A 12,133-nucleotide genomic window follows, 5' to 3' on the forward strand; every position below is an offset into this window, starting at 1 on the left:
TGAATACAGCTCGGGTTCCAGTATTAGAGGTGGTACTAAGGTAAACCATATGGCGGACAAAACCATGAAATCGTTGCTCCAAATGTGTGCGCTCTCAGCAGTAAGGCACGATGCGCAGTTAAAGGCATATTACTTAAGAAAACAAGATGAAGGAAAAAATAAAATGCTGGTATTAAACAATGTGAGATGTAAAATTATAGGTCGAATCTTTGCTGTTATTAATAGAGATTCCCCTTTTGTAGATACTTATAAATTTGTAGCCTGATTTTTTATGGAAATTACTTGTTTTCTATCATAGAATACCAAATACGTTTGCCATAAAAACATTTAGTACGAGTTTATAAAACTTGACTTTGTTAAAAAAATTCGCGAACTTCATTAAAACGGAAACTTATCTTTGAGTTAAATGATCCTGTCTTTTTTTTTTATTTCAAATATCAATCGTATATTTGCGATAAGCAATATGAAAAGGAGTTTAGAACAAATAGATTATAAGCAAGATACCGAAGCATTAGCGAAATTCGCTAAAGCTTTGGCACACCCAACGCGTATTGCCATATTAAAACATCTTGAAAATCAATCCTGTTGTTTTACTGGCGATTTGGTTGATGTATTACCAATCTCGCAATCCACCGTATCGCAACATTTAAAAGAATTAAAAAACGCAGGTCTTATTCAAGGAGAATTAAAACCGCCAAAAATAAAATACTGTATCAACCACGAAAACTGGAACACTGCAAAAGTATTATTCCAACAATTTTTTGATTGATATTTTTTTAATAAACACATCGTCTATTGGCGATAAACAAATAAAATGATTATGACTAAAGTAATTAAAGTATTAGGTACAGGATGCCCAAAATGCAAAACAATGACGGGTATTGTTCAAGATGTGGTATTAGAAAATAACCTAGATGCCACTATCGAAAAAGTAGAAGATATTATGGAAATTATGAAGTATAACGTCATGACTACGCCAGCATTAGTAATCGATGATGTGATTACAATAAAAGGGAGGGTGCCAAATAAAAATGAAGTATTAGAGCTTTTGAAAGCCAACTTTACTATAAAAACCAACAACCCAGATAGTGGTTGTTGCTCTCAAGATAAATGTTGTTAATACCTGTTTATGTTTGATTGGGTACAAAATATAGCCGATTGGTTGGTTTATGATGTTTTACATTTAACCAAGGGCCAGCATTTAGCAGAAGCCCTTAATTTCTTTATTTATGATACCACAAAGATTTTGATTCTTCTTTTTGTGGTGATCTTCTTTATGGGAATCGTAAATAGTTACTTTCCAATAGACAAAGTTAAAAACTACCTTTCAAGACATAAATTATACGGATTAGAATACCTTATGGCAAGTCTTTTTGGCGTGGTCACACCTTTTTGTTCTTGTTCTTCGGTGCCATTATTTATAGGTTTTGTTAGAGGAGGCATCCCATTAGGTGTCACCTTCGCCTTTTTAATTACATCGCCATTGGTCAATGAAGTTGCTATCGGACTTTTTGTGGGTTTGTTTGGTTTAAAAACAACAATCATTTATATAGTTAGTGGGGTGTTATTGGGCACAGTATCTGGTATTATTCTTCAAAATTTAAAATTGGAACGCTATCTCACACCTTGGGTGAAAGAGGTATTGGTAAACGCACAAAGAGAACAAGATATATTTCATGCCGAACAACAAACCTTTAAACAACGTTTGCCAATTATTTGGGCAGAAGTTGTGAAAATTCTTAAGGGTATCATTCCGTATGTTTTAATAGGAATCGCCATAGGTGGATTGATGCACGGCTATATTCCAGAAGGCTTTTTTGAAAAATATATGGACAAAGACAATCTGTTTGCGGTTCCTATTGCTACAGTGTTGGCTGTACCCATGTATTCTAACGCATCTGGCATACTTCCCATAGTTCAAGTATTGGTCGCTAAAGGCATTCCCTTAGGTACAGCAATCGCATTTATGATGGGTGTGGTAGGGCTTTCGTTACCAGAAGCCATGCTTTTAAAAAAAATAATGACCTTTAAACTTATTGCCATATTTTTTGGTGTGGTAACACTTTGCATCATCATTTCAGGATATGTATTTAACCTCATATTATAAAACTTAAATCAATAAAAAAATGAAAGCAATCAAATTTTTTACAGTTTTAGCAATTTGTATCATGCTCCTTTCTTGTAATAATAAAGCAAAAAGTAAAACAACGTCTTTTGATACATCCGTTTCAAAAATAGAAGTGCTGGATTTTCACTCCACACACCGGTGTATGACTTGTAATGCCATTGAAGCAAATACAAAATATACATTGGATACATATTTTGAAAAAGAACTTAAAGATGAAAAAATTACATTTCAGGTGATTAATGTGGATGAAGAAGCGAATGAAAAAATAGCTGAAAAATTTGAAGCTTCTGGAACAGCTTTAATTTTGAATGTGATAAAAAACGGAAAAGAAAAACAAATAAACTTGACTGAATTTGCTTTTATGCAGGGTAACGATCAAAATGTATTTTCCAAAGAATTAAAAGCTAAAATTGATATGGAATTAAAGACACTCTAAATGGATTTTTTAAAGTCTCTTTTAGAGCATTATAATATTCCTGTTTTATCTGCTTTTATTCTTGGACTAATGACGGCCATCAGTCCGTGTCCGTTGGCAACCAATATCACTGCAACTGCATTTATTTCTAAAAATATTTCGAGTAAACAAAAAGTGTTTTTAAGTGGATTGCTTTACGCTTTAGGACGCGGGTTTAGTTATACCGCCATTGGTTTGATTTTATATTTTGGAGCAAGTAAGTTCCATATAGCTCGATTTTTCAATCAAAACGGAGAGAAATTCTTAGGGCCTTTATTGATAATCATTGGATTGATTATGTTAAATTTTATAAAACTCAATTTTTTAGGAAAATCGAATTTTCAAGAAAAATTATCAGATTATTTTAAGGATAAAGGACTTTTAGGGGCTTTTTTGATTGGTGTAGTTTTTGCTTTAGCGTTTTGCCCATATAGCGGTGCCTTGTTTTTTGGGATGTTAATTCCCATGACTATGGCATCAGCAGACGGCCTTTATTTGCCCATTATATTTGCCTTGGGAACCGGATTGCCAGTAATTCTTTTTACCTACGTATTGGCATTTACAGTAACAAAAATTGGGGTATTCTACAATAGCATTACTAAAATCGAAAAAGTCATGCGAACAGTTGCGGGTGTCGTGTTTATTTTGACTGGCTTGTAATATGTTTTCATTTTCACTGGAATATTGTAATAGTCAAAACTTTGGTGAACTTCATAAATTTAGAGTCAGGAATTAGCTAAATAGACAGTTTTGAATCCTCATTTTTCTTATCATTTACAAAATCGTTACACAAGCCTGTTTATTGTTAACTTCAAATGCGGTTAATAACTCGTAACAATTCTCTACCAAAAGACTCTTAAGAATTTCTATTTTGCATGTCTTATCCTAATGAGTTAAAATGAAAGTCTGTATTGCCGAAAAACCTAGTGTTGCCCGCGAAATTGCTGCTGTATTAGGAGCAAACACCAAACGCGATGGCTATTTTGAAGGCAATGGCTATGCAGTTACCTACACGTTTGGGCATTTATGCACCCTCAAAGAACCGGTTGATTATAAACCCTATTGGAAAAGTTGGGATTTAAATAATCTCCCTATGCTTCCTGAAAAGTTTGAAACCAAAGTGTCTTCTAATTCTGGTATTAAAAAGCAATTCAACATTGTAAAAAGTCTTTTTGATAAAGCCGATATGGTTATAAACTGTGGGGATGCAGGGCAGGAAGGAGAGCTAATTCAACGTTGGGTGATGAATGAAGCCAATTACAAAGGTGAAGTTAAGCGTCTATGGATTTCCTCGTTAACTACAGAGGCTATTAAAGAAGGCTTTCAAAACTTAAAACCATCAAAAGATTACGATAATTTATATTATGCTGGCTTTTCTAGATCTATTGGCGATTGGTTGTTGGGTATAAATGCGACTAGATTATACACCGTAAAACATGGCGGGTACAAACAAGTGTTATCGGTTGGTCGTGTGCAAACACCAACATTAGCTATGGTTGTTAATCGATTTAAAGAGATTGAAAACTTTAAACCACAACCATATTGGGAATTACAAACGCTTTACAGAGACACGTTATTTAGTTATGAAGACGGGCGTTTTCTTAAAAAGGAAGATGGAGAAGCTCTGGCTAATAAAGTAAAAGAAAGTGATTTTGAAATTGAATCTATTACTAAGAAAAAAGGAAAAGAGTATGCCCCAAAATTATTTGATTTAACAGGGCTACAGGTGTATTGCAATACCAAGTTTGGGTTTTCGGCTGATGAGACTTTAAAAATTGTTCAGGCCTTATACGAGCGAAAAGTGGTGACTTACCCTAGAGTAGATACCACATTTTTACCGAATGATGTATATCCTAAAGTATCTGGAATTCTTCAGAAATTAACCAACTATTCAAAATTAACACAACCACTTTTAGGTAAAAAAATTAAGAAGTCTTCTAAAGTTTTTAACGATAAAAAAGTCACCGATCACCATGCCATAATTCCAACGGGTATGCAAACCAATTTGCAATACAACCAGCAACAGGTTTATAATATTATTGTAAAACGTTTTATAGCGGTTTTTTATGATGATTGTACGGTGTCTAATACCACAGTTTTAGGAAGTGCAGCAAAAGTGGTTTTTAAAACAACAGGCAAAGAGATTTTACAGAAAGGATGGCGCGTTGTATTTGAAAATTCGGATAATAAACAAAAAGAATCAGGGATTTTGCCAGCTTTTGAAAAAGGCGAAAAAGGACCACATGAACCTTCTTTTTTAGAAAAAGAAACCAAACCACCAAATCAGTTTACAGAAGCAACATTATTACGTGGTATGGAAACCGCAGGGAAACAGGTTGATGATGAGGAATTACGAGATTTAATGAAGGAAAATGGTATTGGACGTCCATCAACGCGTGCCAATATTATTGAAACCTTATTTAGACGTAAATATATAAAGCGAAATAAAAAACAGGTGCTACCAACGGTTACTGGAATCCAATTGATAGACACTATTCAAAATGATTTATTAAAATCTGCTGAACTTACAGGGTCTTGGGAAAAGCAATTAAAAGATATTGAGAAAGGTGAATATACAGCAAGTGCATTTATAAAGAATATGAAGCGCATGGTTGATGCTTTGGTGTATGAGGTAAGAAGCGAAAAACGTGCTAATATATCGCATGCAACAACCGTTAAGAAACGTGCTGCAAAAGCAGAAGCTAAAAAGGGAGCAGGTATTACTGCTGAATCTTGCCCTAAATGCAAACAAGGACAAATTATCAAGGGAAAATCGGCTTATGGGTGCAGTGCTTATAAAACGGGATGCGATTTTGTGATGCCTTTTAGCTTTGCCGGAAAAAAGATTTCAGAGAAACAATTTATAAGACTACTTCAAAAGGGTTCTACAGTTAATTTAAAAGGGTTTAAAACAGATTCTGGTAGAGTAGAGGGTTTAGTTCGATTTGATGAAAATTTCAAGCTAAAATTAGAGCCTAAACAAAGTGCAGCTAAAACAAAACCTAATGAATTGGCGTGTCCTAAATGCAAAAAAGGAACTGTTATTAAAGGAAAAACGGCTTATGGCTGTAGCGCCTATAAAACAGGTTGTGATTTTAAAGTCACCTTTGATGCTGTTAGAGCAAAGATAAACGGACAAAAACCAACTAAAGAACTTGTGCATAGTATTTTAAATGGAAGCATCTAAAACTAGCCATAGACACTTTGTAATCTTTAAACCTTACGGGTATTTAAGTCAGTTTACAAGTAACGACTCCAAGCAACAATCAAAAAAGTTTTTAGGAAGCTTAGCTGATTTTCCTGTTGGGATTATGGCTATTGGTAGGTTAGACGAAAAGTCTGAAGGGCTGTTGTTACTGACTACAGATGGCAAAATGAGTGCTCACATAAATAGCCAAAAAGTAGAAAAAGAATATTATGCGCAGGTTGATGGCGCTATTTCATGGGAGGCTATACAGAAGTTAAAAACCGGTGTTAAAATTAGTGTTGAAGGTACAACCTATAACACCAAACCATGTAAAGCTTTTGAATTGGAAGCCATTCCTGAGTTGCCTAATCGTGGAAAAAAAATAAGAGATAATCGGCATGGTCCAACTTCTTGGGTGTCTATTACGTTAAAAGAAGGGAAGTTTAGGCAGGTTAGAAAAATGACTTCTGCTGTTGGTTTCCCAACGTTGCGATTGGTTCGTGTTAGAGTAGGCGATATTCATATAAATAATATGCAGGCTGGCGATGTTGTTGAGGTTTTGGAGTTGGGACTTGGAAGAGTGAAGTCTTAAGCGAAACTACTTAATTTTAAAGATTATAGCTACTAATTACAAACTAAAGGTTAGGGATTGAGGGATTTGTTGAAACTCCCCGACCAAGGAGGGAGCGACTCCCGAAAGCCTGACCCCTTGGGGTAACGGCCAAATACTTTAAACTTCTAGTTTTTTTAATTCTGTATAGTTTTGGTTTAAGCGTTTAAGTAAAAATCCATAAATAAGCTTGTAGAATAGCCATATAACAAGCACAAAAACTACGGTAAAAAGCGTCATGATGCTTATGGCTATTAGCATTTGTTTGTCGCTGAAATTTTCTAGTTTACCTGAGATTTCGGGGTTGTTGTGCATGGCGTAATAGAAGCCTATTATAAGGGATAAACCTGCTATAATAAGGTTGTAAAGCACGTAATAACGGATGACTTTACGTGTTTTTAAAATACTTTCCATTAGTTTTTTTGCACTGTCTGTAACAGAAATAGATTTATGCGATTTGTATAGTAAATAAACAAATAGTAGGATGATGGCGTAACTAATGATTGAGATTACTGTTAAGGCATAATCGTTCTGATAAATATCTTCTAGACGCTGCTTGTAAGTATCTGATGAGAAATAGGGAATGGAATTCACTAAAATCCAAAAGATGAGTTCTGCGATGCTAATGTAAAAAAGGGTCTTGACTATGGAAGACGATTTTTTTTGTAGCATCGGGTAAATATCTGTAACCGAAAGTTTCTTTTTTGAAGACTCTTTATTCCAGTCTTTTTTTAATAAATCTAATTCATCCATAATGTTACGGATTTAAAATGGTTTTAAGTTTCGTTTTTATTCTGTTCATTTTCACACGTGCATTAACCGAACTTATTCCTAATGTTTCACTAATTTCTTTATAATCTTTGTCTTCTAAATACAAAAAGACTAAGGCTTTTTCAATGTCGTTTAGTTGGTGTATAGCTTTATAAAGCACTTTCAGTTGTTGTTCTTCTGTGTTATCATAATCCTCTGCTTTTATTTTAAATTCTACACCAGCATAATCTTGAGTATTTATAGTGCGTTTAGATTTTCTGTAGAGTGTAATTGCGGTATTTAAACCTACACGATACATCCAAGTACTGAATTTTGCATCCCCTCTAAATTTAGGATATGCCTTCCAGAGTTGGATGGTTATTTCTTGAAATAAATCATTATGTGCATCATAATTATTAGTGTACAAACGGCAAACTTTGTGCACAATATTTTGATGCTTTTCTAATAATTCAACAAAACTATATTCTAGTTCTTTATTCAATATTAATGGTGTGGTTTAGTTACTAGGTAAGTAGCTAAATTTTTTAAAACGTTACATGTAAATCGAAAATAAATTTTAAAAACAATGATTTTGATTTATTTATTTATAAAATATTTGATATTTTTTTACTTCTATACTTTAAAGTTTTTTATAAAAATAGATATTTTATAAATACTTAAACTTTTAGTTTGTATAATCTGCTTTTGTTGCTGGATTTCAATAATTTAATAACGCAGTATAGATAAAAACTATAACGTGTTTTAAGTTTGTATTTAGCGGTTTAGAGCTATGGATGGTAGCTAATATATAAAAAAATAAATTAGCGATTTTTGGACTGAAGTTTTTTAAAATATTTTGAACTTCTAAAAGTTTTTAGTCTTAATATTTGTTCAATTATAAGATTAAATTTTTATATATACTTCTGGATTTTGGTGATTTTAATATTTAAAATTTCAATTCATCATACAAATTTTACAGTTCGGTAATTAAGTGTTTTGGCTATCATTTTAGTGTTGCAAATTTGTGGCATCAATCTGAATTTTAAACATCAGTAAATCAAAAAACGAACAGTAAAAATTAATCAATCATGGAAAAATTAACCATCATTTTCATCACTCTAATTAGTTTTCAAATAGCAGCACAAACCCCTATTAGCGGAAAAGTATTTAACACAAAAAATGAACCTATTAATGGTGCTAATATATATTTGGAAGGCACTTACGACGGAAGTACATCTCTGGAAGATGGATCTTTTTCATTTAGGACTTCAGAAACCGGGACACAAACTTTAGTGGTGTCGTTTTTATCATACGAAACGTTTACAATGATAGGCGACGTTACCTTTATGAAGGACGTGACTGTTAAGCTTCATGATGATGTTAATACTTTAGATGCGGTTGTGTTATCAGCAGGAACATTTTCTGCAGGCGATAATAGTAAAGTAAACGTTTTAAAGCCACTTGATGTAGTAACTACAGCAAGTGCCTTAGGCGATTTTGTTGGTGCTCTACAAACTTTACCAGGAACAACAACTGTTGCCGAAGATGGTAGATTATTTGTACGTGGTGGTGATGCCAATGAAACTCAGATTTTTATTGATGGTATTCGTGTGTTTACGCCCTATTCACCAACAACCAATAATGCACCTACAAGAGGGCGGTATTCGCCATTTTTATTTGATGGGATTACCTTTTCAACGGGTGGATATTCAGCAGAATTTGGACAAGCCTTATCAAGTGTTTTGCTTTTAAATACCGTTAATGAACCAGACCAAGAGAAAACAGATATTGGAATTATGAGTGTTGGTGCAACACTTGGTAATACCCAAAAATGGGAGAAAAGTTCATTAAGTGTAAATGCATCATATATCAACTTAGCGCCTTATAACGCTATTTTTAAAAATAGAAATGATTGGATAAAACCCTTTGAAACGGCTTCTGGTGAAGCGGTGTTTAGAAAGCAAACAAGGTCGGGTTTATTTAAGTTGTATGGTGCCTTTGATACTACAAACTTTGAATTGACTCAAGAAGATATTAACGAACCAGAAGGTGCCTATTTTAAATTAAATAATAATAACTTTTATGTAAACGGATCGTATCAAGGCGATTTAAACGATACATGGACCCTTTTTGGAGGCCTTAGCTACACACGAGCTAAAAACAATTTAGACATCATTAATAGTGACATTAATGACGATGAAAACTCTTTACACGCTAAGCTGAAATTAAAAAATAGAATTAGTAACCGATTCAAACTCTATTTTGGCGCCGAGTATTTTGCAACCGATTATAACGAAACGTATGCTGATGAAACCGTTAGTAAGGAGCGCTATGGTTACAATAATAACATTGCAGCCGCTTATGCAGAGGCAGATATTTTTATATCTAAAAAAATGGCCTTTAAAACAGGTTTGCGCGTTGAGTATAGCGAGCTGTTTAAAGAGTTTACATTGGCTCCAAGAGTATCATTGGCCTATAAAACGAATGATAAAAGTCAGGTATCTTTGGCGTATGGGAATTTTTATCAAAACCCATCAAGTAATATTTTAAAGTTTAACCAAGTATTGAAAGCTGAAAATACCTCGCATTATATTTTTAATTACCAATACAATGCTGATAGAAAATTGTTTAGAGCTGAGGCCTATTATAAAAATTATAACAATTTGGTGAAGTATGATACCGATTTTGCAAGTTTTGATAGTAACTACAACAGCAATGGAAGCGGTTTTGCAAGAGGTATCGATTTCTTTTGGAGAGACAGTAAAAGCATCAAGAATTTTGATTATTGGATGAGTTACTCTTTTTTGGATACCGAGCGCGATTATCAAAACTACCTAACTAAAGCACAACCTAACTTTGCAAACACGCATAATGTATCTTTAGTTGGGAAATATTGGGTAGACAAATGGCGCAGTCAAGTTGGGTTTAGTTATGCGTATGCTTCCGGAAGAACATTTACCAATCCTAACAAAACAGGTTTTTTAAATGATAAAACCAAAGACTTTAATAGCTTGAGTTTAAATTGGGCGTATTTAATAAGTCCGCAAAAAATATTGTATGCCTCCGTAAATAATGTCTTAGGATTTAAAAATATTAATGGCTACCAATATGCGAATACACCAAATGCAAATGGCAATTTTAATAGGCGCGCATTACAGCCTGCAACAGATCAATTCTTTTTTGTGGGATTCTTCTGGACCATTAGCGAAGATAAAAAGTCTAATCAATTAGATAATTTATAGGGCGTTACCCCAAAAGGGGTCGGGCTATCCGTTGCAAGTCCTCGCACTTCCTTCGTCAGGCTGTGGGCTTTCCACTACTATCCCTAACGCGGACATATCTGCTGGCTTAGTTTTTTAACTGAAAGAGTTTTGTTTATAGAAAGTAAGTTTATTGTTTCGCGAATATGAAATCGTTTCATTGTTTTATATCCATCCGTAAACGAAATTATTCATTTTTACTGACAAAGTCAAGTGCAATCGAATTCAAAATTCAAACAAGAAAGCATCCTTCTTTACATTAGACCTTCAAAAACCTAGTATTCCCTAATATGACAAATATCATTTTTATTTTACTTAGTAATTAATAACTTTAGTTTGTTGAATATGTGATGATTAAGTCATAAGCTAAAACTAAGTATCATGGAAACTAAAAAAAATCCAAAACTAGAAATAGGACGAAATAGCAGCATTTTTTTTGCGATTGGACTTAATTTAATGTTGTTTTTATCTTGGCAAGCTTTAGAGTATAAATCGTATGAAAAAGAAGATGTAGTTATTGATCTTGTGGAAATGGAAAGCAAGTTTGAAGAGGAAATACCATTGGTTAATTCTATTGCTACACCACCTCCTCCACCACCTCCAGCTATAGTGACTCAATCGGTAGAGATTGTAGAAGACACTGAAGAAATTGAGGAAACCGTTTTTGAAAGTACCGAAACAGATCAAAACGATGCTATTGTAGAGCGCGAAATAGTAAGTGTAAGTGATGTTGAAGTTGATGAAATAGATGAAGATGTGGAAGTGGCTTTTGCAATTATTGAAGATGTGCCTGTATATCCTGGATGTGAGGGTTTATCAAAAATGGCTACAAAAGATTGTTTTCAGAAAAAAATACAAGCGCATGTTGCCACAAATTTTAATTATCCACAGGAGGCTTTAGATTTAGGCATTCAAGGGCGAGTATCTGTAGTATTTATTATTGATAAAGATGGTACTATTAAAGGCGTACGCTCTAGGGGTCCTGACAAAATGTTACAAACAGAAGCAGAACGAATTATTAGTATTTTACCAAAAATGAAACCTGGTAAGCAGCGTGGAAGACCTGTAAAAGTAGCTTATGCTGTGCCTATATTCTTCAAATTTCAAGGAGATTAAGTTTATAAAAAGGTTTTATATCCATATGAAAAAAGGCAGTTTGAAAATTTTCAAACTGTCTTTTGTTTTTAATTAAATAAAGTATTTTTCAGGGTTTTACATTTCATCAACAAAAATTAACAGTTCGGTTAATCCTTTTTTAAAAAAAACGAGTTCTGTTGGATATTTGTTTCATAATTAAAAGTAAACCATTATGAAACATTCAATCATCATTATTAGCCTATCCCTTTTTATATTTTCTAGTCTTCAAGCTCAAGACAAAAAAACAAGTGATATTACTGTACTTATTTCAAACTTTGATACAAATCAAGGAAAAGCCTATATAGCACTTTACAATTCTGAAGCTAATTTTTTAAAAAAAGGTTTTGAATCTACTTTCAAAAAAATTGATAATAATAGTTGTAAAGTTACTTTCAAAAAGGTACCAAACGGTGTTTATGCTATTTCTATGTTTCATGACGAGAATGATAATAATAAAATGGACACGAATCTTTTTGGCATTCCAAAAGAAGATTATGGTTGTTCAAATAATGCCAAAGGTTTTATGGGGCCACCAAAATGGGAAGATGCTAAATTTCAAATCAACAATAAATCAATTACACAACATATAACACTTTAATATTTTAAA

13 protein-coding genes are annotated in these 12,133 nt (G+C 33.3%); 11 read left to right on the forward strand and 2 right to left on the reverse strand.

Going from position 1 to position 12,133, the window contains the following annotated elements; all coding sequences use genetic code 11:
• From P8K68_RS00555 to P8K68_RS00590, 8 genes are all read left to right on the forward strand, one after another.
• On the forward strand, positions 1-265 hold a 265-nt coding region (locus P8K68_RS00555), incomplete at its 5' end, for a transposase (RefSeq protein ID WP_300247147.1).
• Between the two features lie 198 nt (positions 266-463).
• On the forward strand, positions 464-769 hold the full coding sequence (locus P8K68_RS00560) for a metalloregulator ArsR/SmtB family transcription factor (protein ID WP_300247149.1): 306 nt from the start codon (positions 464-466) through the stop codon (positions 767-769).
• A 51-nt stretch (positions 770-820) separates the two neighbouring features.
• Entirely contained in the window at positions 821-1,120 is a 300-nt protein-coding gene (locus P8K68_RS00565; protein ID WP_300247150.1) for a thioredoxin family protein, read from the forward strand.
• A 9-nt stretch (positions 1,121-1,129) separates the two neighbouring features.
• Positions 1,130-2,107 (forward strand): permease, encoded by a 978-nt coding sequence (locus tag P8K68_RS00570; protein WP_300247152.1) that lies wholly within the window; start codon positions 1,130-1,132, stop codon positions 2,105-2,107.
• A gap of 19 nt (positions 2,108-2,126) precedes the next feature.
• Positions 2,127-2,564: a nitrophenyl compound nitroreductase subunit ArsF family protein gene (locus P8K68_RS00575; RefSeq protein ID WP_300247154.1), complete on the forward strand. Its 438-nt coding sequence runs from the start codon at positions 2,127-2,129 to the stop codon at positions 2,562-2,564.
• A complete protein-coding gene (locus P8K68_RS00580; RefSeq protein ID WP_300247156.1) occupies positions 2,565-3,242 on the forward strand; it encodes an aromatic aminobenezylarsenical efflux permease ArsG family transporter in 678 nt (225 codons plus the stop codon). It abuts the gene before it with no gap.
• Between the two features lie 238 nt (positions 3,243-3,480).
• On the forward strand, positions 3,481-5,769 hold the full coding sequence (locus P8K68_RS00585) for a type IA DNA topoisomerase (RefSeq protein ID WP_300247158.1): 2,289 nt from the start codon (positions 3,481-3,483) through the stop codon (positions 5,767-5,769).
• Positions 5,756-6,361: a pseudouridine synthase gene (locus P8K68_RS00590; RefSeq protein WP_300247160.1), complete on the forward strand. Its 606-nt coding sequence runs from the start codon at positions 5,756-5,758 to the stop codon at positions 6,359-6,361. The genes P8K68_RS00585 and P8K68_RS00590 overlap by 14 nt, the downstream gene beginning before the upstream one ends.
• A gap of 138 nt (positions 6,362-6,499) precedes the next feature.
• On the opposite strand, the gene P8K68_RS00595 is transcribed toward P8K68_RS00590, so the two are convergent.
• Both P8K68_RS00595 and P8K68_RS00600 read right to left on the reverse strand, forming a co-directional pair.
• On the reverse strand, positions 6,500-7,132 hold the full coding sequence (locus P8K68_RS00595) for a hypothetical protein (RefSeq protein WP_300247162.1): 633 nt from the start codon (positions 7,130-7,132) through the stop codon (positions 6,500-6,502).
• A 4-nt stretch (positions 7,133-7,136) separates the two neighbouring features.
• A complete protein-coding gene (locus P8K68_RS00600; RefSeq protein ID WP_300247164.1) occupies positions 7,137-7,631 on the reverse strand; it encodes an RNA polymerase sigma factor in 495 nt (164 codons plus the stop codon).
• Positions 7,632-8,217: 586 nt separating this feature from the next.
• Here P8K68_RS00600 and P8K68_RS00605 point away from each other — a divergent pair.
• From P8K68_RS00605 to P8K68_RS00615, 3 genes are all read left to right on the forward strand, one after another.
• Positions 8,218-10,371 carry a TonB-dependent receptor gene (locus tag P8K68_RS00605; RefSeq protein WP_300247166.1) on the forward strand — a complete coding sequence of 718 codons (2,154 nt, stop codon included), beginning with the start codon at positions 8,218-8,220 and terminating at the stop codon, positions 10,369-10,371.
• Positions 10,372-10,770: 399 nt separating this feature from the next.
• Entirely contained in the window at positions 10,771-11,505 is a 735-nt protein-coding gene (locus P8K68_RS00610; protein WP_300247168.1) for an energy transducer TonB, read from the forward strand.
• Between the two features lie 193 nt (positions 11,506-11,698).
• A complete protein-coding gene (locus P8K68_RS00615) occupies positions 11,699-12,124 on the forward strand; it encodes a DUF2141 domain-containing protein (protein WP_300247170.1) in 426 nt (141 codons plus the stop codon).
• Positions 12,125-12,133 lie beyond the last annotated feature (9 nt).

Source organism: Algibacter sp. (genome assembly GCF_029245835.1).
Lineage (GTDB): Bacteria > Bacteroidota > Bacteroidia > Flavobacteriales > Flavobacteriaceae > Algibacter_B.

Bases quoted from the DNA above. Each gene is read 5' to 3' on its own strand.
- P8K68_RS00570 (WP_300247152.1), top strand. From the start codon at position 1,130: ATGTTTGATTGGGTACAAAATATAGCCGATTGGTTGGTTTATGATGTT.
- P8K68_RS00610 (WP_300247168.1), top strand. From the start codon at position 10,771: ATGGAAACTAAAAAAAATCCAAAACTAGAAATAGGACGAAATAGCAGC.
- P8K68_RS00575 (WP_300247154.1), top strand. From the start codon at position 2,127: ATGAAAGCAATCAAATTTTTTACAGTTTTAGCAATTTGTATCATGCTC.
- P8K68_RS00560 (WP_300247149.1), top strand. From the start codon at position 464: ATGAAAAGGAGTTTAGAACAAATAGATTATAAGCAAGATACCGAAGCA.
- P8K68_RS00605 (WP_300247166.1), top strand. From the start codon at position 8,218: ATGGAAAAATTAACCATCATTTTCATCACTCTAATTAGTTTTCAAATA.
- P8K68_RS00565 (WP_300247150.1), top strand. From the start codon at position 821: ATGACTAAAGTAATTAAAGTATTAGGTACAGGATGCCCAAAATGCAAA.
- P8K68_RS00590 (WP_300247160.1), top strand. From the start codon at position 5,756: ATGGAAGCATCTAAAACTAGCCATAGACACTTTGTAATCTTTAAACCT.
- P8K68_RS00595 (WP_300247162.1), bottom strand. From the start codon at position 7,132: ATGGATGAATTAGATTTATTAAAAAAAGACTGGAATAAAGAGTCTTCA.
- P8K68_RS00585 (WP_300247158.1), top strand. From the start codon at position 3,481: ATGAAAGTCTGTATTGCCGAAAAACCTAGTGTTGCCCGCGAAATTGCT.
- P8K68_RS00615 (WP_300247170.1), top strand. From the start codon at position 11,699: ATGAAACATTCAATCATCATTATTAGCCTATCCCTTTTTATATTTTCT.
- P8K68_RS00580 (WP_300247156.1), top strand. From the start codon at position 2,565: ATGGATTTTTTAAAGTCTCTTTTAGAGCATTATAATATTCCTGTTTTA.